The sequence below is a fragment of the Nostoc sp. DedSLP04 genome, from assembly GCF_034530775.1.
GTDB lineage: Bacteria > Cyanobacteriota > Cyanobacteriia > Cyanobacteriales > Nostocaceae > Nostoc.
Map to the genome: position 1 here is coordinate 24,167 of NZ_JAVRCL010000059.1, position 22,122 is coordinate 46,288.

Annotated in this window: 25 protein-coding genes; 6 read left to right on the forward strand and 19 right to left on the reverse strand. The window is 38.7% G+C overall.

Features of this window, described 5'->3' with window-relative positions:
* Positions 1-36 precede the first annotated feature (36 nt).
* The 6 genes from hypF to RMX89_RS26905 all read right to left on the reverse strand — a co-directional run bounded on the left by hypF (position 37) and on the right by RMX89_RS26905 (position 6,643).
* The gene (hypF, locus tag RMX89_RS26880) at positions 37-2,382 is read right to left on the reverse strand and encodes a carbamoyltransferase HypF (protein WP_322691069.1); all 2,346 of its coding nucleotides are present in this window, start codon (positions 2,380-2,382) and stop codon (positions 37-39) included.
* Positions 2,372-3,589 (reverse strand): hypothetical protein, encoded by a 1,218-nt coding sequence (locus RMX89_RS26885; RefSeq protein ID WP_322691070.1) that lies wholly within the window; start codon positions 3,587-3,589, stop codon positions 2,372-2,374. Before RMX89_RS26885 ends, hypF begins: the two co-directional genes overlap by 11 nt.
* A 629-nt stretch (positions 3,590-4,218) precedes the next feature.
* Complete coding sequence (locus RMX89_RS26890; protein WP_322691071.1) at positions 4,219-5,064, reverse strand: NifU family protein; 846 nt, start codon at positions 5,062-5,064, stop codon at positions 4,219-4,221.
* Positions 5,065-5,120: 56 nt separating this feature from the next.
* Entirely contained in the window at positions 5,121-5,345 is a 225-nt protein-coding gene (locus tag RMX89_RS26895; protein ID WP_322691072.1) for a hypothetical protein, read from the reverse strand.
* 8 nt (positions 5,346-5,353) lie between these two features.
* Positions 5,354-5,620: a hypothetical protein gene (locus RMX89_RS26900; protein WP_322691073.1), complete on the reverse strand. Its 267-nt coding sequence runs from the start codon at positions 5,618-5,620 to the stop codon at positions 5,354-5,356.
* A 54-nt stretch (positions 5,621-5,674) separates the two neighbouring features.
* Positions 5,675-6,643 carry a hypothetical protein gene (locus tag RMX89_RS26905; protein WP_322691082.1) on the reverse strand — a complete coding sequence of 323 codons (969 nt, stop codon included), beginning with the start codon at positions 6,641-6,643 and terminating at the stop codon, positions 5,675-5,677.
* Positions 6,644-7,085: 442 nt separating this feature from the next.
* Between RMX89_RS26905 and RMX89_RS26910 the strand changes: the two genes are divergently transcribed.
* The 3 genes from RMX89_RS26910 to RMX89_RS26920 all read left to right on the forward strand — a co-directional run bounded on the left by RMX89_RS26910 (position 7,086) and on the right by RMX89_RS26920 (position 11,231).
* Positions 7,086-7,889: an Rpn family recombination-promoting nuclease/putative transposase gene (locus RMX89_RS26910; protein ID WP_322691074.1), complete on the forward strand. Its 804-nt coding sequence runs from the start codon at positions 7,086-7,088 to the stop codon at positions 7,887-7,889.
* A gap of 570 nt (positions 7,890-8,459) precedes the next feature.
* Complete coding sequence (locus RMX89_RS26915) at positions 8,460-9,422, forward strand: hydrogenase small subunit (RefSeq protein ID WP_322674491.1); 963 nt, start codon at positions 8,460-8,462, stop codon at positions 9,420-9,422.
* Between the two features lie 213 nt (positions 9,423-9,635).
* Entirely contained in the window at positions 9,636-11,231 is a 1,596-nt protein-coding gene (locus tag RMX89_RS26920; RefSeq protein ID WP_322683930.1) for a nickel-dependent hydrogenase large subunit, read from the forward strand.
* Between the two features lie 89 nt (positions 11,232-11,320).
* Here the strand turns inward: RMX89_RS26920 and RMX89_RS26925 are convergent, their stop codons facing one another.
* The gene (locus RMX89_RS26925; RefSeq protein ID WP_322683929.1) at positions 11,321-11,971 is read right to left on the reverse strand and encodes an RNA ligase family protein; all 651 of its coding nucleotides are present in this window, start codon (positions 11,969-11,971) and stop codon (positions 11,321-11,323) included.
* Positions 11,972-12,213: 242 nt separating this feature from the next.
* Here RMX89_RS26925 and RMX89_RS26930 point away from each other — a divergent pair, with 242 nt between their 5' ends.
* Entirely contained in the window at positions 12,214-12,636 is a 423-nt protein-coding gene (locus RMX89_RS26930; protein ID WP_322667916.1) for a hypothetical protein, read from the forward strand.
* 69 nt (positions 12,637-12,705) lie between these two features.
* On the opposite strand, the gene RMX89_RS26935 is transcribed toward RMX89_RS26930, so the two are convergent.
* Together RMX89_RS26935 and RMX89_RS26940 are read right to left on the reverse strand one after the other, a co-directional pair.
* On the reverse strand, positions 12,706-13,119 hold the full coding sequence (locus tag RMX89_RS26935; RefSeq protein ID WP_322683928.1) for a type II toxin-antitoxin system VapC family toxin: 414 nt from the start codon (positions 13,117-13,119) through the stop codon (positions 12,706-12,708).
* Complete coding sequence (locus tag RMX89_RS26940; protein ID WP_322683927.1) at positions 13,116-13,391, reverse strand: DUF2281 domain-containing protein; 276 nt, start codon at positions 13,389-13,391, stop codon at positions 13,116-13,118. The genes RMX89_RS26935 and RMX89_RS26940 overlap by 4 nt, the downstream gene beginning before the upstream one ends.
* 87 nt (positions 13,392-13,478) lie before the next feature.
* Here RMX89_RS26940 and RMX89_RS26945 point away from each other — a divergent pair, with 87 nt between their 5' ends.
* Positions 13,479-13,949, forward strand: a complete 471-nt coding sequence (locus tag RMX89_RS26945) for a hydrogenase maturation protease (protein ID WP_322691075.1) — start codon at positions 13,479-13,481, stop codon at positions 13,947-13,949.
* 33 nt (positions 13,950-13,982) lie between these two features.
* On the opposite strand, the gene RMX89_RS26950 is transcribed toward RMX89_RS26945, so the two are convergent.
* The 5 genes from RMX89_RS26950 to RMX89_RS26970 form a co-directional block, all read right to left on the reverse strand.
* Positions 13,983-14,357: a hypothetical protein gene (locus tag RMX89_RS26950; RefSeq protein WP_322683925.1), complete on the reverse strand. Its 375-nt coding sequence runs from the start codon at positions 14,355-14,357 to the stop codon at positions 13,983-13,985.
* Between the two features lie 18 nt (positions 14,358-14,375).
* Complete coding sequence (locus RMX89_RS26955; protein ID WP_322691076.1) at positions 14,376-15,662, reverse strand: SagB/ThcOx family dehydrogenase; 1,287 nt, start codon at positions 15,660-15,662, stop codon at positions 14,376-14,378.
* The gene (locus RMX89_RS26960) at positions 15,625-16,113 is read right to left on the reverse strand and encodes an ankyrin repeat domain-containing protein (protein ID WP_322691077.1); all 489 of its coding nucleotides are present in this window, start codon (positions 16,111-16,113) and stop codon (positions 15,625-15,627) included. The genes RMX89_RS26955 and RMX89_RS26960 overlap by 38 nt, the downstream gene beginning before the upstream one ends.
* A gap of 327 nt (positions 16,114-16,440) precedes the next feature.
* A complete protein-coding gene (lysS, locus tag RMX89_RS26965) occupies positions 16,441-17,580 on the reverse strand; it encodes a homocitrate synthase (RefSeq protein ID WP_322674582.1) in 1,140 nt (379 codons plus the stop codon).
* Positions 17,581-17,615: 35 nt separating this feature from the next.
* Complete coding sequence (locus RMX89_RS26970) at positions 17,616-18,497, reverse strand: AAA family ATPase (protein ID WP_322691078.1); 882 nt, start codon at positions 18,495-18,497, stop codon at positions 17,616-17,618.
* Positions 18,498-18,812: 315 nt separating this feature from the next.
* Here RMX89_RS26970 and RMX89_RS26975 point away from each other — a divergent pair, with 315 nt between their 5' ends.
* Complete coding sequence (locus RMX89_RS26975; RefSeq protein WP_322667910.1) at positions 18,813-19,022, forward strand: molybdopterin-binding protein; 210 nt, start codon at positions 18,813-18,815, stop codon at positions 19,020-19,022.
* 570 nt (positions 19,023-19,592) lie between these two features.
* Here RMX89_RS26975 and RMX89_RS26980 read toward each other — a convergent pair.
* From RMX89_RS26980 to RMX89_RS27000, 5 genes are all read right to left on the reverse strand, one after another.
* Positions 19,593-19,892 (reverse strand): 2Fe-2S iron-sulfur cluster-binding protein, encoded by a 300-nt coding sequence (locus RMX89_RS26980; RefSeq protein ID WP_069069799.1) that lies wholly within the window; start codon positions 19,890-19,892, stop codon positions 19,593-19,595.
* A 228-nt stretch (positions 19,893-20,120) separates the two neighbouring features.
* Positions 20,121-20,492 carry an iron-sulfur cluster assembly accessory protein gene (locus RMX89_RS26985; RefSeq protein ID WP_322691083.1) on the reverse strand — a complete coding sequence of 124 codons (372 nt, stop codon included), beginning with the start codon at positions 20,490-20,492 and terminating at the stop codon, positions 20,121-20,123.
* 176 nt (positions 20,493-20,668) lie between these two features.
* Positions 20,669-21,466: a HesA/MoeB/ThiF family protein gene (locus tag RMX89_RS26990; RefSeq protein WP_322691079.1), complete on the reverse strand. Its 798-nt coding sequence runs from the start codon at positions 21,464-21,466 to the stop codon at positions 20,669-20,671.
* A 10-nt stretch (positions 21,467-21,476) separates the two neighbouring features.
* Entirely contained in the window at positions 21,477-21,794 is a 318-nt protein-coding gene (nifW, locus tag RMX89_RS26995) for a nitrogenase-stabilizing/protective protein NifW (protein ID WP_322674579.1), read from the reverse strand.
* Positions 21,791-22,006, reverse strand: a complete 216-nt coding sequence (locus RMX89_RS27000) for a CCE_0567 family metalloprotein (protein ID WP_322667906.1) — start codon at positions 22,004-22,006, stop codon at positions 21,791-21,793. The genes nifW and RMX89_RS27000 overlap by 4 nt, the downstream gene beginning before the upstream one ends.
* Positions 22,007-22,122 lie beyond the last annotated feature (116 nt).

The following is a 22,122-nucleotide window of genomic DNA, read 5'->3' on the forward strand; positions in this document are numbered from 1 at the left end:
AGAAAGAACTATTTGTGAAATAAATTTTTTCAAATATCAACGCTCATGTATTAATTGTGCAGCGGCAATAACTGCTTGTCCTAAAGATAAGCCGCCGTCGTTAGCTGGAACTAAACTGTGAGTGAGTACTTTTATTCCCAATGTTTGTAATCGTTTGGTAACTTGCTCTAACAATATACAATTTTGAAATACTCCTCCGGTTAAAGCTACCTGATGAATCAGATTTTCTTGAGAAAGATGCTTAATCATTTCCACAATCGCATTTGCTAAACCTTTGTGAAATTTGGCAGCTATAACTGGTTGGGGAATCTGCTGCTGCAAGTCATCAAGCAAGGCTTGCCACATTGGACGCGGGTCTATACAGTAAATACTATCTAAAAAGCCAAAACTAAAAGGGTAGATTAGCGTTTCTTTATCATTATTTAAGCTGCTAACATCTACTATAGCTTCCATTGCGATCGCAGCTTGTCCTTCATAGCTACATTCATCTCTATAAATACCGATAGCTGCTGCCACTGCATCGAACAATCGCCCCACTGATGAAGCTAGAGGAGAGTTAATCTTCTTATCTATAAGTTGATTTAGTAGTTGGAGTGGCTTGTTTTTTAGAAATTTTACGATTTCTAAGTCAGTATACTTTTGTTCGCAATCATTCCAAAGATTAGCAGCTACTAATTGGGCATAAGTATTACGCCAAGGCTGATAAATAGCTTGTTCGCCACCAATCATTGCTACTGGTTGAAATGTTGCGAGTCGTTTAAAATTTCGGTAATCTGCTAAAAGGAATTCTCCACCCCAGAGTGTACTATCATCGCCGTAACCTAAACCATCTAAAGCAATGCCTAATATTGGAGGCGAATCTAAAGAAATCCTGTTTTCTGCCATACAAGCGGTAATATGAGCGTGATGATGTTGAATGGGATAAATTTTGATTTTATTTGTATCTGCAAGTTCTTTCCCAAGTTTGCTTGATAAATATTCAGGATGTTTATCAATGGCAATTACTTCTGGTTGATGCTCAAATAAATTTAAGTATAAATTTAAATTTTCTTGGTAAGCGTTAAAAGTCGCAGCATTTTCTAAATCTCCTAAATGTTGAGAAAGAATTGCTTTTCCTTCACGCAATAAGCAAAAAGTATTTTTTAACTCACTACCCATTGCTAAAATTTGCGGTACTTTGTGAAATCCCAGTGGTAAACTAATTGATGCTGGTGCATATCCTCTGGCACGGCGAATTGTTTGAACTTTATCACCAAGAACACGCACAACCGAATCATCTACCCGATTAATAATCTCTCGATTGTGCAAAAGAAAATAATCAGCGATTGTTCCTAATTTTTCTCTTGCTTCGTCATTATCAATACATTGTGGTTCATCTGCAAGATTACCACTTGTTAAAACAATTGGGCGATTCATCCGCCGTAAAATTAAATGATGTAAAGGTGTATAAGGTAGCATGAAACCAAGAGTATTTTGCCCCGATGCTATTGATAATGCTACTTTTTTACCTGTCGCTTGTAGTAAAACAATTGGTGCAGCAGAACTTGCTAATAATTCTTTTTCTTTAGCGTTGACAGTACAATATTGTTCAATTATCTCAATATCCCGCGCCATTAAAGCAAATGGTTTGTGATAGCGCTTTTTGCGCTGACGCAGTTTTTGTACAACGGTTTCCTGAGTTGCATCGCAAGCCAGATGAATACCACCTAAACCTTTAATTGCGACAATCTCACCTTTTTGCAACAAGGTACAAACGGCATCCACATCATCTAGCATAGAAAACATGGAAGCAGTAACTGATTTACCATCAGCGCGTTCTAACCAAGCTGAAGGGCCGCAAGCATGACAAGCTACAGGTTGGGCGTGAAAACGCCGATTTTCGACATCGTGGTATCCCTTTGCACATTCGGGACATATAGCAAACGCAGACATACTGGTATTGGTTCTGTCATAAGGAATCGCACGAATAATACTCAAGCGGGGGCCGCAATGAGTGCAGTTAGTAAAGGGATAGCGATAAAAGCGGCTGAAAGGGTCGAATATTTCTTTTTGACACTGGGGACAAGTGGCTGCATCAGGAGTAATTTCTGTTTTAATGGCATTACTGACACTAGTAGAAATCACAAAATTATCAAATTTAAGTTCATCTTCATAAGGAGTTCTAGTTAGTTTGTTAATTTTTGCTAGTGGCGGACATTCTGTTTGCAATCTGGCAACAAATTCTGTTAATGCTTCCTCACTACCAGATACCCGAATTAATACACCTTCACCATCATTACAAATATCTCCACGCAAACCGCAAGCTTTAGCCAGACGATATACGGTAGGACGAAAGCCTACTCCCTGAACAGTACCGCGAACTCTAATTTCTTCAGTCGGCATAGTTAAACTGCCACAACAAAATTCGGTTATTTCCAGAATCAGCTATTACCGCCGTACTACCACAAATTTTTATCCCGTAACACCAATTTAAACTATCTCGTTTCGGTAGTCCGAAATTACGATTTTCACCTTTACTTTGAAAATTTATTTGTCCTGCTAACCCATCTGCCATTACACCTTGCAGTGATAAAATTGATTCTGGCTTTCTCCATCCTAACAAACGAGAATTAGCTGTATCTGCAACTACTAACCAGTCGCCAGCCACCGCCACACCATAAGGCATACTCAAACTACTAGCACTAGGATAATAAACTCCTTGATTCATTTCCACAAAATCAAAGCTTTTTTGTCCTAAAATCACTGTACAAGGGGCATTATTTTCTGTTGGTATTCCCTGCCAAATCATCACTCGGTGATTACCTGCATCGCTGACAACTAAATTTTCTCCCCAAAAAGCGATGTCGTGACACCAACGCATACTCGCTGCGGTTGGAGAATCACCGCCGTTTTCATTGCGAGATATCATATCTGGTTGTCCCAAAACTAAATCAGCAGGTTGACCATTTTCTGTTGGTAATTGATGCCAAATTAATAGTCTTCGATTACCAGTGTCAGCAATAAATAACTGTCCTTGATGATAGTAAACACCATAAGGCCAGTGCATTGTACTAGCAGATGCTTGCTGATTTCCTCGATTTGGTTCATTATCAGTAAAATTAACTTGTCCTAATACCAAATCTGCTGGAACATTATTATCTTCTGGTAAGCTTTTCCAAATCAAAACCCGATGATTCCAAGCATCTGCTACAGCTAACCCTTCACCGCAAGCACAAATCCCTGTTGGTACACTTAAAGTTGCCCTTCCCGGTGTATTTTTAGCATTTTGTCCTTCATGATAAAAATCAGGTTGTCCAATTACCCAATCAGCCGGTTGACTATCTCTTGTGGGTAAATTTTGCCATCCTAATAATCGATGATGTCCGGTATCTGATACCCATAAAGGGCCAGTTTCTGATAATAAACAAGCACCACGAGGCCCAAACATATTTGTAGCATTGGGCGCTACTGGTATGACTAATTGTTCTGGTTCTATAATGTTACCTAAAATTACCTCTGCACCTTGAGGTGATAGAGGCAAATATTGAGAAATTTCTGTTGCTTTTAGCGGTAATTGTGATATGGGATTACTTATGATTGGGATATCCATGAACCGCAGATAGACGCTAATAATTATTTAAAAACATTAATGTTGATTAGCGTGTAACAACAGTAACGGTTTTGCATTATGCTTTTTTCAAATTAAGTTAAAACCTTTAATCGACTTCTGTATTAATCAATTTTAAAAAATCTAGTCAAATTTAGTAACTTTTGCTACATAGCGAATCTTTTGCATGAGTGCGCGATGTACTGAAATGAGAAAGCAAACTGGGGTTTGAGAAAGTAAAAGCTGCTTTTGCTTGCGGAAAACACCAAAATGAGTAAGTAAAAGCTCATTTTGCTTGCGGAAAACACCAAAATGAATAAGTAAAAGCTGCTTTTGAGTAAGTAAAAGCTTATTTTGCTTGTGGAAAACACCAAAATGAGTAAGCAAACTGGGGTTTGAATAAGTAAAAGCTGCTTTTGAGTAAGTAATATGCCTTTTTACTTTCTCAAAACACTAAAATCAATATCTGAATTACACAAATGAGAATTAATTTAAAGATATTGAGAAAGCATTCAGGCATTTTGCTTGCACAAAAGACTAAAATCAATGCGCGAACTACTGAAATGAAAAAGCAAAGTAACTGTGATTGACTAATCGCCAAGTATATTTGTTGAAATGTTACCTTTGCATCATCATTTTTGCAGTTTCACAAAAACCTTATCGCCTTTAATCTTGACTGGATATGACTGAAGCGAAATATCAGGTGCAGTTAAGCATTCACCTGTCTCTAATTTGTATTGGAATCCATGAGCAGGACAGGTAATGATACCATTTTCAACTTTACCCTTTTCTAAGGGAGATCCAAGATGAGCGCAACTATTACGGTAGCATTTTACTGTAGCACCTTGACGATGTAAAATAAGTGAAGTACCAGCAAGTTGTACTGCCACTACACTAAATTCAGGAACTTCATCAAGGGTCGCTACTTTCATCCAAGTACAAGTTATTTTTGCAGAGAATGGACTGATTAAACTAGAATTAGCGTTGTTAATAGTAGAACTGCTATTAACTGCCACTACTTTAGTAATTTCGGGGCAATGGTTTTTGATTGCTTGTTCTACTCCCTGAGATAAAGTTAAAGTAGAAGTCAGACAACTGCTGCAAGTTCCAATTAATCTGACTTCTACTGTATCTGGTGGTTTAATTGCCACTAATTCTACATCACCGTTATGGCTTTTTAAACCTGGGCGAACTTCTTCAAGGGCTGTCTGAATGCGTTGTGAAAGCGGAGGTTTTGGTGGTTTGACTAGTTCGTGATACAGTAGCACTGCATAGACTAATTCATCTGCAACTGCATGACGCAAAGCTGGCATTGATTCTTCTTTCAGGCTTTTAATCAAGCTAGTCAATGCAGCTTTATGCAAAGCTTCAATTGCCCTTTTTAAACCCACCGCTACACACCGTTGGCTTTCATCCCACTCGGATATAATTGCCTCAAAACGATTAATTTCCTGAACTAATTCTTCAAGATTTGTCATTTGTCATTTGTCATTGGTCATTTGTCATTGGGCATTGGTTATTTATCAATGACAATTCACTTCATTTTGAAGTCTTTGAGAAGAAATGGCATAATCATGCCCGTTACTAAGCTAGATAATATTATTGGTAGGTAGAAGGGAATCGGGGCTTGTGCGAGTAATACTAGCAGTAAGAAACCTACAGCAATACCAATAGTAGTTTGCTTGACAAAATACACAGGGTCGCGTAGTAGCTTTCCTTTAACAAATAACTTAGCAGAAAACCAACCTATCTCTAACATGTTTTCTCCTAATAATTTGTCAAGAAATTTAAGGTAGCAAGCCCTAATAAGATGGCGGGAATTACACCCGCAGGGGCAAATAATGCACCAAGCATCGCTGAAAACTGATAGCCTATATCTTTCCCAGCTAATAGCATTCCACCAATTGCACCGCCAACCATAGACAAGGCTGCTGCTATGATTAACCACACGACTTCTGTTGCTATGTTCAAATCGCCATCTGTTAAACTTGTGAGGAAATTTATCAGATTTTGCGTTGTTAAAATATCTCTCATGCTGTTTTTTTACTTGTTGTTAAAGTGATAAGAGTTAAATCAGATTCATAACTCCTAATCCTTCATTTCTGTTTCTAGGTCTTGTAGTGCTTGAACTACAACTTCTGCTTGTGCAATTTGTTGGTGTTCCGTAAATATTTCTAAAGCAGCTTGATAGTAAGTACGCGCTTGCAAAAGATTTTGAGGATTACCAGCTTCTGGTTTTTCTGGGTCGTCTGGTAAGTTGAATAGGGTGTTGGCTTTGTTTGAAATTGTGTTAGCGTACTCTAAAGGTGTATCTTTGGGATTACGCACTTTTAACGCTTCGTCATAAGCTGCGATCGCTCTTAAGTTATTCTCCACAGGATGGGAACTCACTAGATATTGCAAAGCATTACCTAAATTGTTCTGCAACATCGCATATTCTCTAGGATGGTCAATCAAATTAATGTGCTTTAGTGCCACCTCAAATGATTGCACAGCTAACCCTTGACGCAAGTATTCTCGTTCCGATGCTAGGGGCATAGAAAGGTATGCGATCGCAATATTGTTATACAAAATCGCGTATTCTTGAGGATAATCTTCCCAAGTAAAGACCCGCAAAGCCTCATGATAAGCCTGGATGCTGTCGGTTATCCGCGCCAAATTAAATGGTACTAACGACTGCAACACCAGCCCAAAATTCATCTGCGTCTCTGCCACTTCTTCTGGCAAAGCTAATTGTTGTAAAATCGGTAATGCCTCTTCATAACCGACTTTCGCTTGCATCAACAGTTGGTAATCAGCATCCGGTATTGCCTGTAATGTCCCCGCCATCCCTACTTGGGCCCTGGCTTTTAATAAGGGATACTCCTCACCACACATTTCATAGGCCCGGTAATATAACCCAACTGCATTTCGCAAGTCTTGGGCAGCTTTGGGCTTTTTTTGAAAACCCTGTGCTATCTCAATCAGCATCTGAATTTTTTCTTCTGCTGAAGCTGACTCTGAAGCAACAGCTGCTACCGCAGCCTTCACTGCTGAATCTGTAATGCTGGGGGTCATAACTCTGCCGTACTCTAGCCAATTGGGAATTGAATCTGTCAACGCCCACGAATGATTGAGATACGTAAAAGCATCTAATCACGGGCCATACTGATTTACGCAGGCTTCGAGTCCTTTAGGCGGAATTCCCCTTTTTTATTTGAGCTAGGATTAAAGACTATAAACTAGGGAAAAAACTTAATTCCCTATAGCCAATGTCCTATACCATGCTCAATACAATACTATAAAACACCCTATTTCTAAAATTCTAGGGGGAAATTGCTAATATTAATGTCAGCTTTAAACACCTAATATTTTTTAAATACTTTTTGTATCATCATCTTATACAATTTCAATATTTTTTATTGAATTGTTGACATACATAATATTTATTGTAATCAAAATAGTTACCACGGGTTAGTCGTTGTGTAAAATATGTTCATCAACTGTAAAACAAGCTCCTTTGAAAACAGACAGTATCTTTTATCGGATCTTTCAGAGTATCCCCAGTACTTTCTTTGAACTGATTAACCAACCACCCCAACTAGCTAGTGCTTACCAATTTTCTTCAGTAGAAGTTAAACAACTGGCGTTTAGAATCGATGGTGTCTTTCTTCCAAATACGCCAAACTTACCGATTTATTTTGCCGAAGTGCAATTTCAATCAGATAAAAAATTCTACTCACGTTTATTTACCGAAATCTTTAACTATCTCGATAAAACCGAATTAACTAACAATTGGCGTGGTGTTGTCATCTTCCCCAACCGCAGCGTTGATACTGGAGATACCGAAAGATATACAGAATTACTCAACTCCCAACGAGTAACTCGCGTCTATCTCGACGAATTAAGCTCCATTGAGGCATCATCAATTGGTATAGAGACAGTTAAACTCATCATCGAACCCGAATCAACTGCGACAATAAAAGCTGTAGAGATAGTCAACAGTGCCCGACAGCAAATTCCAGATGTCACTACTATTAGGGAAATTATACAATTAATAGAGACGATATTAATCTACAAGTTACCGCGATTGAGCCAGGAGGAGATAGGAAAAATGTTTGGATCAAATGAATTAAGGCAAACTAGATTTTACCAAGATGTTTTTGCAGAAGGTGAGCAAAAGGGTAAACAAGAAGGTAGACAAGAAGGTAAGTTAGAAACGATACCCCAGTTATTAAGCTTTGGTTTAAGTATTGAGCAGATAGCTCAAGCGTTAGGTTTGGACGAACAAGTTGTTAGGCAAGCTGCACAACCAAAATCCTAAAACAACTGATATATAGTTCAATACGGTTCAGTTAAGGCTAAAACTCTGTTATCAAGTCAATTTTTTAACGAACCGCCAAGGCGCAGAGGACGCAGAGGGAAGAAAGAGAAGGAAAAAATTGCTTAACTGAACTGTATTGATATATAGTTGACGGGGCGCAAAGTTTAGCGCCCCTATTTTTTGCTCATTTATTACATAAAAATCTGATTACTTAAAATACTCATCACCTCACACGCATTAACAGTTGATAGTAATTATTAATCATTACATAGTTTTGTCCGTGACAATTTAAGCATATTGAGTTTGTTTAATGTTAACATTTCAAACCAAAAGGTAGTGTTTATTTTTACTATTTCGCATTTTTAAAATGTGTTGTGTATAACAGACATAGCCATTAAAAATAATCTTGAGAATATTTAATATATTGTTAATGATTAATTCTTTTTTAATGAAAGTAAATTAGATAAAAAATATCTTACTATTAAAAAATAAATATTGATAAACAGGTGAGACTTTACAAGCATTATCACCTACATCATGCATGGGAAACAATACAAAAATACCTAGCCGATGACTAACGTACTATGGCTACAAGGTGGTGCTTGTTCAGGCAACACCATGTCATTTCTCAATGCCGAAGAACCGACAGTCTGCGATTTAATTGCCGACTTTGGTATCAATATACTTTGGCATCCTTCCTTGGGGCTGGAACTAGGCAATGATTTGCAAACACTATTACGGGATTGTATTTCTGGCAAAATTCCTTTAGATATCTTGGTATTTGAAGGCAGTGTTGTTAACGCCCCCAACGGTACTGGCGAATGGAATCGGTTTGCCGATCGCGCCATGAAAGATTGGTTATTAGACCTCGCCAAAGTTGCTCAATTTATCGTCGCTGTGGGAGACTGTGCAACCTGGGGAGGAATTCCTGCTATGTCACCCAACCCCAGCGAATCGGAAGGTTTGCAATTTCTCAAACGTCAAGAAGGTGGCTTTTTAGGGAAAGATTTCGTATCACAAGCAGGATTACCTGTAATTAATATACCAGGATGTCCCGCCCATCCCGACTGGATTACGCAGATATTAGTTGCGATCGCTACTGGACGCATAGCAGACATTGCTTTCGACGAACTAAATCGTCCCCAAACCTTCTTTAACACCTATACACAAACAGGTTGTACTCGCAACGTTCACTTTGCCTACAAAGCATCAACCGCCGAATTTGGTCAGCGCAAAGGATGCCTATTTTATGACTTGGGTTGTCGCGGCCCCATGACTCATTCTTCCTGTAACCGCATCCTATGGAACCGCGTCTCTTCCAAAACCCGCGCTGGAATGCCTTGTTTAGGTTGCACCGAACCAGAATTTCCCTTCTTTGACCTGAAACCAGGAACCGTATTTAAAACCCAAACAGTCATGGGAGTTCCCAAAGAATTGCCGCCAGGGGTGAACAAAAAAGAATACGCCTTACTGACAATGGTCGCCAAAGATGCAGCACCACCTTGGGCAGAAGAAGACTTTTTTACAGTTTAGTCATTAGTCATTTGTCATTAGTCATTAGTCCTTTGTGATTTGACTAATGGCTATAACCTTTCACACTTCTCTATACCTCTCAACGAGAAATCAAGGGTTTCGACTATTTTGCAGTGAGGCGAGTGAATAATTACCAATCACAAATAACAAAGGACAAATGACAAAGGACAAATGACAAAGGACAAATGACAAATAACAAAGGACAAATGACAAATGACAATTCAATCATTAGACATTTCGCCCGTCGGTAGAGTTGAAGGCGATTTAGATGTCCGAGTTGATATTGAACATGGACGGGTAGTCAACGCCTGGACACACGCCGAACTTTTCCGAGGATTTGAAGTTATCCTTCGCGGTAAAGATCCCCAAGCCGGATTAATTGTTACACCTCGCATTTGCGGAATTTGCGGCGGTTCTCACCTGACTAGTGCATCTTGGGCATTAGATACAGCTTGGGAAACAGAAGTTCCCCGCAATGCAATTTTAGCGAGAAATCTCGGTCAAATTGTCGAGACTATTCAAAGCATTCCCCGCTATTTTTATGGTTTGTTTGCTATTGATTTAACCAATAAAAAATACCGCCATAGTCGCTTTTATGAGGAAGCTGTTAAACGTTTTGCCGCTTTCACAGGCAAATCTTACGAACTAGGTATAACAATTTCCGCTAAACCCGTAGAAATTTATGCACTGTTGGGCGGACAATGGCCCCATTCCAGCTACATGGTTCCCGGTGGCGTGATGTGCGCCCCCACTTTAACAGATATTACCCGCGCTTGGGCGCTTCTCGAATATTTCCGCACCAATTGGTTAGAACCAGTTTGGTTGGGTTGTTCTTTAGAACGCTACGAACAAATCCAAAGTTATGATGATTTTAGAGATTGGTTAGATGAAAACCGCAATCATCGAGATTCCGACTTAGGTTTTTATTGGCGCATGGGTTTAGACATTGGTTTAGATAGATATGGCGCTGGTGTTGGTAAATATGTCACTTGGGGATATTTAGCCCATGAAGATAAATACCAAAAGCCGACTATCGAGGGACGAAACGCGGCAACGATCATGAAAAGTGGGGTGTACGACAGCTTCACACACACTCACACCTTAATGGATCAGTCATTCACCCGCGAGAATACAACTCACTCTTGGTACGATGAAGGGACAGAGGATATTCACCCTAGCGATCGCAACACTAAACCCACTGCAATCAATACAAAAGACTTCGATAACGCCTACTCTTGGTCGAGTGCAGTTCTTCACAAAGACTTCGGACGCTTGGAAACTGGCCCCTTAGCGCGTCAATTAGTAGCTGGTGGTAAACATGGCGAATCTTGGCAACACTACGACCCTTTCATCCTTGATGTCTTCAAACGGATGGGTGGTGCTAGTATTCATGTGCGTCAGCTAGCACGACTTCACGAAATTGTCAAGTTATATCGTCAAGCTGAACATTGTTTGCGCGAATTCAAATTAAACGACCCCTGGTATATCAAACCCACAGAAAAAGATGGACGCGGTTGGGGTGCAACGGAAGCAGCACGCGGTTCTTTGTCTCACTGGGTAGAAATAGAAGGCGGTAAAATTAAGAATTACCAAGTGATTGCCCCAGGTACTTGGAATATCGGCCCTCGTGATGGTGAAGGTATTCGCGGCCCCATTGAAGAAGCGTTAATTGGCACACCCATTTACGATTCTAGCGATCCGGTGGAAGTTGGTCATGTGGCGCGATCGTTTGATTCTTGTTTAGTTTGCACAGTCCACGCCCATGATGCTAAGACTGGTGAAGAGTTGGCGCGTTTTCGGACTGCTTAATTTAGTTGTCAGGTGCGTTAGTCGTAGGGTAACGCACCAAAATTTCTGTAGTTAGCCTGGTTTAGAAAGTTCAGACTCATACTGTTCTATCACTCCCAATAGTTTTCCCAGTCATCTTGGAAGGCTTGCTGTAGCTTTTTCATATAGGCGTTAGTTTTGATTTTTACCATCCACAAATCAGCAGGATTGCTACCACCTTTGCAGACTACACCCTCGGCTAGGCCATACTTCCCAGCGCGGACATCTTCTACAAATTGTCCGGTGAGTTTGCCACGATAGACAACGCGGGCGATCGCTAAATTACTAAAATCTTGTACAAACTGTTCGGGGGGAATCATCCCGCGATTAGTTTCTACATCAAAGAGAATCAGTTGTTTCGATTCTTCGGGTTTGTGCATCCCCGCGAAGGAATTCGCCCCGAAAAATTCAGTGAAGACGGTGATTTCTGGGCTATTGTAAGCGGGGTTTTCTCGAAACAGTTTGTCTAGGGGGGTGGCGAAAAGCTTTTGAAACAGGTTAGAAGCCTCTTCTAGCCCTGGATGGGCGGCGTTGAACTCAGCAATACCCCTCTCATCCAAATCAAAGCGATCGCGCCGAGTCCCAAACCCATACCACCCTAGTTCGACTTCCCAAACCCAATGCAGATTCGTACCGTCGTATTTATCAAAAGCAATACAGCGACTGGAGGGGTAGTTTTTGCTACCGAGAATTTTAGGATATGCTAGCTGAATGCGAGGCATGATGTTAAGAATAAAAAACTATTTTCCCAGCCTAGCTTGGGCTAAACGCTAACTGTCTCTTCCCGTTGCGTAATTATAGGCAATGGCTGATAAACGCGCAAACATGGCTCAGATTCAGGATTAATCATTTACACAATCAGCTGATTCAACAGTCGTAGCGTAACATACTAAAACTTCCATAAACAGTGAGTTAGGCTTGCATTAATGCATTTGCATAAAACAGCAATTTACACGGTAAGCTTGTGTCTGATTTAGCGCTACATAATTATCTTCCTCGCGTTCCCGATGCAGCATTGCAAGAATACATAGAATGGTGTGTTTTAGAGCAAGCTCAAGCCGCAGAATGTAACTTTACTCCTGATAGAAGTAAGTTAGATAATTTGCCACCAGAAGACTACGTTCCTAAACTTGTCGAGCAGTTCATGAAAGTTAAACCAGACCCAATTAAAGCTGGTTTGGTAGCAGCGATCGCTGGTAAGGAAGCTGACAAACACGCTTTATCTGGTTTAGCGATCGCTGCTGATTTTGTATCTCTTTACGTTAAGTATTTAATTCCTAAAGAAGGAAGTACTAAAGAACAGGCTGAAGAGATATTAACTCAAGCATCACAACATCAGTATGAGAAACTGACTGAAGTTGCTAAGAAACATGGTGTAGAGTTATAGTTGACTGCTGATAAATTCTTTTTCAGAGGCTTTGTCTGTCCCATCAGTCAAAGCCTCATATTTTGCAGATTATGGCAACAACTCGAAGTAATCACAGTGTCTCGGACGGACAAAACCAAAGTCACGCCGATCAAGTGTCAAGATCCGAGTGATGTTGTCTCTCTCTGCAAGTGCAATAATCGTTGCATCTGTAAAATCAAGCTGACTATCAGCATACTCTTCGAGAATTTCATTAACTCGCTCTAAATCTTCAAAGTGAATTGATTCTAGCCGAATATCGCTAGCAGCAAGTTCAATCAAAAAATGACGCATTACTTGATGTCCCAGTCTAGACGAAATTAGGTAACAAACTTCAGGAAGGACAGAAGTTGGCAAAATTAATTGTTCACTTAAAGTCTTTGCGACATTAAAAACACGAGAGTGATTACAATCGCTCTTGTCAGTAAGCGCAAATAAGAAACTTGTATCCAGGATTGCTGTCATGTACGCTCATCTGCTTTAAGACTCCAACCACGTACAGAATCAATCTCATTTTTTAATATATCTTCATCTTGTTCTGAGACATCAGTTTCCCCAGAAGCTCCTAATCCTGCAATAGACATTAGAAAAGAAGACCCATGATTGTTTACTTCTTTTTGCCTTGTCGATTTATATTGAAGATATTCAACAAAGCTTGCTAGCTCAATTAATTTTTCATCTGGGAGAGCATTAATTGCCTCAATTAATGTCTGTCTATTTGTAGTCAAAGTATCCATACGCTTGACAAAAGGAAAGAATTGCTTTGACTTATTCTACTTTATGCGATCGCTCTGGTAGCAGTTCAAGACATTGGCGTACAAAAAATGCTAACTATCATCGGTTGCGGCAATCTCAATCGCAGTGACGACGCAGTAGGCGTAATCATTGCCCAACGCTTACAAAAATATCTAGCTGAAAACCCTCATCCTCATGTGCGAGTATATGACTGTGGCACCGCAGGGATGGAAGTAATGTTTCAAGCTAGAGGTAGTAAACAATTAGTAATTATTGATGCAAGTTCAACTGGTTCTGAGCCAGGTGCTGTGTTTAAAGTTCCAGGAAAAGAACTGGAAGCAATGCCCGAACCTAGTTATAACTTGCACGATTTTCGTTGGGATAATGCTTTAGCCGCCGGACGGAAAATCTTTCAAAATAATTTTCCCGAAGATGTGACAGTTTATTTAATTGAAGCGGCAAATCTTGGTTTGGGACTAGAGTTAAGTCCTGTTGTCAAAGATTCTGCTGATTTAGTTTTTGAAGAGGTAGCTGCACTTATCAGCCAGAATATTAACTAATCCAAAATCCAAAATCTAAAATCTAAAATCGAATCACGCCCAATCCCGATAAACAGAAAGTTCATCTACCCTCATTTCAAAAGGTACGCCTTGACTCTCTGGCGGACAAACACGGATTTTAGCACTGCTAACAATTCCATGTAGCAATGTCCCCATTGGTACGATTTTTTGCAAAATACGCCAATTAGTAACTTGATCGGGACATTCAATAACCAATGTTAGAGCATTGGCATGAGTTGTGACATACCACCGACAAGTAGATAGAAGATTTTGAATTGTGCGATCGCAAGCGTCATAAAAGTATCTGCTAATAGAATACTCTAGTTGTTGCCGCAGTATAATATCCGCAGATGTCGGTTGCATAGGATGCGAGTCATCACTATTAAAGTAATACATCTTTCTAGCCATATCTTTTTAGCTTCCTGCTTATATTCCAATCACCATTCCATAAAGTACATCTTCATTTGTTTCTAATAATTCTTGGGTTTCGTCATCATAATAAGCACCAATCCCACTACATTGAATACCCAAATAATTACTAGTTAAATAAAGTCTCTGTCCCAGAAAACCAGCTATTTGCATAGCAGTTTGATAATTTAAATAATCTGACACAAAAAATAAAGTTACAGCGCCATCTCTAGCAATAGCTTGATTAATACATAAGTAACCTGTCTTTTCACTAAAGTTACCCGCTTTAATCAAATACGTACCTTTATATAACCCAGGTGTCATTCTCTCTACTCGATGCACCACTGAGTAAATTTCTATCTCCTCATAGTTTTCTGTCGGTATTGACTGCTGAAGTTGTTGCACTACATATAAATAATCTTCTTGAGAAATAGCCTCTTTCCGGAAACGTCTAATAGAACGTCTATTCCAAACAGTTTGAAAAAATTTATCCTTATCAAAGTTAAATTGAGGATACTCTAATTTCTGCTGGCGACTCTTTTGTAGAGTAGTTGCTTGATAGGTATCTTCAATAAATTGATTAGGTTCAAAATAATCAGTACCAGAGACAAAAGGAACTTTCAGCCTTAAGCTTCTGATTTTATTGTCTTGTACTTCTCCTGACACCGCACAAGCAGTGATAAACTCTTTATTCTCAAATCCTAAATCTGAATTGAGGGCAAGTTTATCAAAGTCAAAAACTAGTTGTATATCTCGGTTGTGGAGAAAAGCTGAAGCGGCAACTGCACCTAAATGGTGTCCGCTATCTAAGAAGCAATATCTTATGCTCCTGTTTTGATATTTCCAGCTAGACCTATAATAAACACAACTAATTAAAAAGATGAATCCGTTGATACATTTACCCGGTATAATATAATTTTCTAACCCATCATCAATTAATTCATAGATGAGAGTTAGACAATTATTCTCAACTTCTAGATGGTATATACCATTTACTATTCCCTCAATCCCGCGAACCTGTACGTAAACTTCCGTAGGATACAGAGCGCCTGCTGATGGATTCACTCGCAGTTTTAATGGGCCATCTTTATATACTTTTTCTAGTGTTATTGCACTGGTTAGCGAGATAAAAGAGTGAACAGGATTATTGAGATTTAATTTCACTCTCTGATAAAACTTGGGATAAACTTTAAATGAAGATGGCTGTGTTGAAGCATCTACATAATTTGGATCGAGTTGTACCGATAAGTAAGAATGCTTGGTAGCGTCATGATAAGCTTTGCCCGATATCTGACTTGATGGCATTTTTAATTATCCTTAAGACTTCTACGTTGCTAGCAAAATCTATTGCTTTATAATCGTCTAAATTTTTTAAATATAAATTAGGATCGTGTTGTAAAAGTAACTTGACAACTTCTGTTTTTCCGGCTGATGCTGCGTACATTAAAACAGTTGCACCGTTATCATTTTGGTTGTTAATGTCAATGTTATGAGCCAACAGTAAATTAATTAAATCGTAGTAATTACCAAAACAAGCAAACCACAAAGCATTGTTGCGATCGCTATTTCGAGCATTGATATCTGCACCAGCATCAATTAGTTCTTTGACGACTGTATAAACTCCTTCTCTTGTCGCTTTCATCAAAGCTGTATCGCCATTTTCACCCGGCTGATTTAAATCGTTAAGATTGTAGCCTTTTGCTATTAACCATTGAGTTGTTACTTCACTCAAATTTTGACTGTTGGTTCGATTCATAACTACTCCTAATTTAACTTTTTTACTAATATAAATTTGCTTCACAAATAGAATGGTGAGCATTGCTCACCATTTTTGCCAAAATGCTATTTAAATCCTTTTAACTTACATATATGCTATCAATTTTATAAGTTTAAATTATGAATCATTTCTAAAGAACAGCCAACATTCTTCTTAAAAAAGCTTGAAAAATAATGGAAAAGCAGTAATTTTTACAGTTTTCTTTTATAAAATAGATTAATAGCAGATATAAGTGGATTTAGATCCCCGACTTCTTGAAGAAGTCGGGGATCTGCACTTGAATAGTAAGTGCGTATATTTTTAAATTTACTGGCAATGATAAGAATATAAAATATTGTCTACATCTTCGATGGTAAGATTTTGTTTGTCAGCTAAAGTTTTTAACATATTGGTAATATCTTTAAGCTGGGATAAATTAAAAGAAAGTCCTAATTCATTCGCTCGGTAATTAACCGCCTGTTTTCCAGCCAATTTATGATTGATTAAAATTGAGCGCGTTACACCAAAACTCCTGGGATTAATAGCTTCATAAGTCTCAGAGTTATTAAGCATAGCCTTAGTATGAATGCCAGCTTTATGACTAAAAGCACTCTCACCAAAAACACAATGGTTAAAAGGAATAGAAATTCCAACTTTTCTCGCAACTAATTCATGCAAGTAACCAAGTCGATCTAAGCGATATTTCGATTTAATCTGTTCTGGATTTGTGGCATATAACCTAGCGATGAATCCAGCTAGTGAGGTAATACCATTGCGTTCACCAATACCCAGAACACAAGTGTCAATATGAGTTGCTCCTGCTTCCAATGCTGTATAACTGTTAGCATTTGCACATTCTGTATCATTATGGCCGTGAAACTCAATATCTAAATTAGTGAACTGGCGCAAAGTCTTCACTAATTCAAATACTTGCATTGGCGTAATAATTCCTACTGTATCGGCAATCCCTATGCGTTTGACAACTCCTAATTTTTCAATCTCCGAGTAAATTGTGATTAAATCTTCTATGGAAGTGCGTGACGAATCCTCAGCTGAAAACCGTAACTCAACATCGGGAGATTGTTGATGGATAAAAGTTAAAACTTCAGATGCTAAATCAATAATTTGATTAATATTTTTACCATGACTGAACTGACGCATCAAAGAAGAACTACCAATAGTTAAATTAATCCCGGCTACGCCTGTTGCTAAAGCAACTTTAGCATCTTCTAAGTGACAGCGAATGTGAGTTAATATTTTGGATGGCAAGCCTAACTGAGCCAATCGTTCACAGTCTCGTCTAGACTGAGGTGAAGCAATTGGTGACGTTAACTCTATATATTCCACTCCAAACTCAGCAAGGGCTTCAGCAATCTCGACTTTATCATCTGAAGAAAAATTGGCTTTGACAAATTGTTCGCCTTCACGGAGAGTACTTTCTACAATTGCAAATTCAGATAGCGACATTGAGCAATCCCTATACTAATTCTGACTAAGGATATTCACTTATTAGTTTTTATATTAGCAGATTTGTATAATTGAGAAATAATTGCTTTGGCTGATTCTTGAGGACTGACTATAGTATCAATTATAAGAGAGCGATCGCTCGTATCCATCGCCTCTAAAATCTGTTTCGTCAAAACCGAATCATAGTTCTGACTTTCTTCGACAAATATTTTTAGTTTTTCCCGCAATTCTAGACTTGTGATAACTTGTTTACTGACAAGTTCTAAGATTTGTTGTTCTTCTTTAGGAGTAAAATAAGCAGAAGCTTCTGGTACGCCCAAACTAGCAAAATTACTCAATATTTCTGGAATAATTTGCATACGCTCGTCTAACTCTTGATTAGCAATTCGATCGAAAGAATCATGACGTTTTATAAGCCTTTCTAAACGTACAGTATTTGGTGCAGTCAACATTACAAATTTAGCATTTTTTAAAGCTTTCGCTGCATAGCGAATCTCATTTTCACCACGTAAACTATCGAAAACTAACATAGAGTTTACTTGTTGTGGATTAATATGTAGCGAAGCTAAGATGTGACCCATTCCACCAGGAAAGTATTCTCTATAAAGACGAGTATAAGTTAGGCGTTTAATCCGGCAATGGGGTTGTATGAGTTTCTCTTGCATTTTTAACATTGGCGCAATTATTACGCGTTCGGTTAAAACACGACGATTAGGTAAAAGTGTAAAATCCAAGCCTTCTTTAGCCAAAGCTTTTGCAATCGTGCTTTTTCCTACGCCAGTCATACCTACTATGATTAGTAAAGGAAAACTCGTTATTGGCAACCAGTCTTTAGGAACAGGAAATCCTACACCTACACCTAGACTTAAGTGTTCAAAAAATAGATTTTGCCTTGTTGTATTAACTCGATCCTGCACAATATGAACCTCTTTTTAGCTTAGTTATTATAAAGATACAGTTATTATATAACCTCAGTACTTATACATAAAAGTAGCTGTTTTAAATTTGATGTATATTATTATCAATAGTTACTTTTTTTAAATTTTTTATCTTACTTTTTGGAGCAAATGACCGCCCCACCTATTCGTGTAATGCTCGTCAAGCAGAGATACTACCGTTAAGTAAATGAGGTGATTTCAAAATTATTAAGATATTTTAAAAAAAGCTATTTTTAAAATAAAAACTTGCTAACTTACTAAAGTATAAATAGTTAAAATTAGTGAATTAAAAACATGGAAATTAGCGCTCGTAATTCTCTGAAGGGTACTGTCAAAAAAGTTGTACATGGTTCAGTTAATACTGAGATAACTTTAGAACTAGCGCCAGGAGTAGAGCTAGTATCAATCATCACAAAATCATCAGCGGAAAAGCTATCACTTGCAGAAGGTAAGCAAGCCTATGCTGTGATTAAATCATCAGATGTGATCGTTGCTGTTGATTAAAAAATAGAGTTGGCTTCCTTTGTGAGCCACTCTATATTTTCATATAAAATTGCATTTATTTATACAATTAGAGTGCAATAACGTATTCAAGCGTAATTGCAGCAATCATATTAGATTTTTCAAATTGAAAATCACAGATACTCAACTTATTTAAAAAGCCAGGTGTTTGATGTTTCAGAAATGATTAAATAAGACTATACATAAAGGTTAATTAATGGAATTATCAATAATGCGAACATAAATCGCTCGGACACTTTCTAACTTTAGGACAAAATCTATGTTATCAATATTGAGGATAAAAGAGAAAAATTTTGTCAAAACCTGATATAAGTTCCTATTACTATTCCCATTAATACAAGTTTTTTCAAGATTATTCCATTTTGATTTTTATAAAAAGTTACGATTTCTAGCTATTGCATTATAAATAATTCTAATAAATAGCCAATAACACTAAAGCAGGTAGATATTTAATTATAAATTAGGAATTTTGAAAGGAGGAAGGAAGTATATTTTCATCCTTCATCCTTCATTTGTTATTTGGTTGCAAAAGGCAGCAACCAAAGTAATAATTTAGACCAGATATGCTTCTTGATGTGTTTTAATTGTGCAATTAGAACGAGGATAAGTTACACAAAGTAGAGCGTATCCTTTAGAAACCTGATCGTCATCTAAAAAGTTTTGATCGTCTTGATTAACTTCACCTTCGACAACTTTACCAACACAGCTAGAGCAAGAGCCTGCATGACATGAAAAGGGCAACTCAATACCATTTTCTTCTGCTGCTTCTAAAATGGTAGTTTCTTCGTCAACTTCAATTGTGGTGTCGATGTCTTCTTTTTTGTTGATTAATCTAACTTGGTAGGAAGCCATTTTCAGATTCTCCTCAAACGTTATACAGTTGGTCTAATTTCCGAATTTTTTGAGCAACCTATCCTACTTTTTGCTTCCCTTCTTCTGACAGAGATGCTAAGTTTAGTTAGCTTTTTTATAGAGATAAGGGATGCAATGCGAACTAGAAGCTATCTCAAGGGCATTGAAACTCTGCGGAGTGCGTTTATGGGAAATCTCTACAATTGACTTAGCACTAACGAAATGATCTTAGCTGCAAGGTACACCAGTAGGCGTACAGTCGCCTGTTTTAAAAGACTTTCCACAACCGCAGGTATCAGTTGCATTAGGGTTGATGAATTTAAAACCGCTTTCCATCACTCCCTCAACAAAGTCAACGATAACTCCGTCTAATAAGGGCGCACTTTTGGCATCAACGTAAACCAGTACTTTGCCTTGCTGACTTACTAAATCATCTGGTTGAGGCTTGCTGGTGATATCGATCGCATATTCATAGCCACTGCAACCACCATCTTTTACCGAGATGCGGACACCTTTAGTTGCGCCATCGGCGTCGGGTGCGGAACCTTTAAAGAATGCCCGCAGATGAAATTCTGCTTTTTCTGATAAAATAACGGCCATCAGTTCTCCTGATTTGTAGCGATTAGTTGTTCTGATTTCAGGTGGGGTTGTCATTTGTCAGTTGTCCTTTGTCATTTGTCCTTTGTCATTTGTCCTTTGTCATTTGTCAGTTGTCCTTTGTTATTCACCAATGACTAATGACCAATGACTAATGACCAATGACCAATGACTAATGACTAATGACTATTGACTGTGGGTTCCATCGAATTGGATTGCGCGTGTCTCCAAGGCGCACTATTGCCGCATACTGGACAAGAGCGATCGCGGTGAGAACGGCGTTTAGCAAATTCCATCCGATTTAAGTCGATTGTCAGCAATTGCGACAATAGAGGCTGACTAAACCCGGTGATCAGCTTGATAGCTTCCAACGCCGTTAAACAAGCTAGGGTTCCAGAAACAGCACCTAGAACTGAAAAGCCACGCTGATCCCAATCAGGCTTTTCTGGAAACAGACAAGATAAACAAGGAGTCACACCAGGAATAATCGTCGTCAGGTAAGCCTCCATCCCATTCATTGCGGCTTCCACCATTGGTTTACGCGATCGCACGCAGGCTTCATTTAACAAATTGCGCTCTGTAAAGTTGTGGGCGCAATCAAGAGCCATATCAGCAGATTGCACTAACGAATCTACATTTTCCGGGGTGATGTAATCATGAACAGCTTCCACTTGGACATCAGGATTGATCGCATCCAGAGTTTCTTTAGCTTTGAATACCCTTGGCTTACCTACCGAATCATCAGTCATAAGAACCTGACGATTCATATCATCTTGCCGCAAGTCACCACCCCGGACTAGGATTAGCCGCCCAACGCCCGCTACTGCTAAGTAAAGCGCCGCCGTACCGCCTAATCCCCCCACACCTGTAACCAAAACCGTCGCTGACTTCAGGCGCTTCTGTGCTGTTTCGCCAAAATTCGGAAGCATCATTTGGCGACGATAGCGTTCTAATTCGGTAGGCGTTAGGTTAACCAATTTATACCTCCTAATCAGAAGTGATTTCTGTCAGTGTGACTACATTTTTCGGCTTGTCGTTAAACACTTTGAACAGCTTTTGTTCGTGAGGTGTTGATTCGACAAATACCTGATAAGCCTTTTGCAAAGCCAAAGAATATTGATTTAGTCTCTCTTCTTGATTCAAGTCGGGAGAATTATCATCAATTTCCTGGATGTATTGAGAAAACTTTTTCAGAATATGTAGACGATTTACATTCACAACTTCTAAGTCGTAGGACATATTAAAGAATTGAAAAAATTCTTCTGCATCTACGAGTTTCTTGAATTCATCAATAGTTCCAGTCATTTCGCATTCTCCAATTGTTTCAGATGTTGCTTAAGTTCATCTAACTGACGATAGATTTCATAAGTTGCGGCAGCAACATCCATAAGTTGGTTGTAATCTGTTGGCAGACCTTCAGCTAAATCATGCAGATCCATTTTCATTTGACCTGCCTTACTGTTGAGCCGTCTGATTTGTCCTTGTAGTTCCTCAATGCTCGTTTCTTCTGCTTGCACAATCAGCCACTCCTTTTCTAAAAGTTAGGAGTTATAAGTTATGAGTTATGAGTTATAAATCAGTAACTGTAAATCCTGAATTATCAGTTAATAGTTAATTCAACTCCTCACTCCTA

Bases quoted from the DNA above. Each gene is read 5' to 3' on its own strand.
- hypF (WP_322691069.1), bottom strand. From the start codon at position 2,382: ATGCCGACTGAAGAAATTAGAGTTCGCGGTACTGTTCAGGGAGTAGGC.
- RMX89_RS26885 (WP_322691070.1), bottom strand. From the start codon at position 3,589: ATGGATATCCCAATCATAAGTAATCCCATATCACAATTACCGCTAAAA.
- RMX89_RS26890 (WP_322691071.1), bottom strand. From the start codon at position 5,064: ATGACAAATCTTGAAGAATTAGTTCAGGAAATTAATCGTTTTGAGGCA.
- RMX89_RS26895 (WP_322691072.1), bottom strand. From the start codon at position 5,345: ATGTTAGAGATAGGTTGGTTTTCTGCTAAGTTATTTGTTAAAGGAAAG.
- RMX89_RS26900 (WP_322691073.1), bottom strand. From the start codon at position 5,620: ATGAGAGATATTTTAACAACGCAAAATCTGATAAATTTCCTCACAAGT.
- RMX89_RS26905 (WP_322691082.1), bottom strand. From the start codon at position 6,643: ATGACCCCCAGCATTACAGATTCAGCAGTGAAGGCTGCGGTAGCAGCT.
- RMX89_RS26915 (WP_322674491.1), top strand. From the start codon at position 8,460: ATGACTAACGTACTATGGCTACAAGGTGGTGCTTGTTCAGGCAACACC.
- RMX89_RS26920 (WP_322683930.1), top strand. From the start codon at position 9,636: ATGACAATTCAATCATTAGACATTTCGCCCGTCGGTAGAGTTGAAGGC.
- RMX89_RS26925 (WP_322683929.1), bottom strand. From the start codon at position 11,971: ATGCCTCGCATTCAGCTAGCATATCCTAAAATTCTCGGTAGCAAAAAC.
- RMX89_RS26935 (WP_322683928.1), bottom strand. From the start codon at position 13,119: ATGACAGCAATCCTGGATACAAGTTTCTTATTTGCGCTTACTGACAAG.
- RMX89_RS26940 (WP_322683927.1), bottom strand. From the start codon at position 13,391: ATGGATACTTTGACTACAAATAGACAGACATTAATTGAGGCAATTAAT.
- RMX89_RS26945 (WP_322691075.1), top strand. From the start codon at position 13,479: ATGCTAACTATCATCGGTTGCGGCAATCTCAATCGCAGTGACGACGCA.
- RMX89_RS26950 (WP_322683925.1), bottom strand. From the start codon at position 14,357: ATGGCTAGAAAGATGTATTACTTTAATAGTGATGACTCGCATCCTATG.
- RMX89_RS26955 (WP_322691076.1), bottom strand. From the start codon at position 15,662: ATGCCATCAAGTCAGATATCGGGCAAAGCTTATCATGACGCTACCAAG.
- RMX89_RS26960 (WP_322691077.1), bottom strand. From the start codon at position 16,113: ATGAATCGAACCAACAGTCAAAATTTGAGTGAAGTAACAACTCAATGG.
- lysS (WP_322674582.1), bottom strand. From the start codon at position 17,580: ATGTCGCTATCTGAATTTGCAATTGTAGAAAGTACTCTCCGTGAAGGC.
- RMX89_RS26975 (WP_322667910.1), top strand. From the start codon at position 18,813: ATGGAAATTAGCGCTCGTAATTCTCTGAAGGGTACTGTCAAAAAAGTT.
- RMX89_RS26980 (WP_069069799.1), bottom strand. From the start codon at position 19,892: ATGGCTTCCTACCAAGTTAGATTAATCAACAAAAAAGAAGACATCGAC.
- RMX89_RS26985 (WP_322691083.1), bottom strand. From the start codon at position 20,492: ATGGCCGTTATTTTATCAGAAAAAGCAGAATTTCATCTGCGGGCATTC.
- nifW (WP_322674579.1), bottom strand. From the start codon at position 21,794: ATGACTGGAACTATTGATGAATTCAAGAAACTCGTAGATGCAGAAGAA.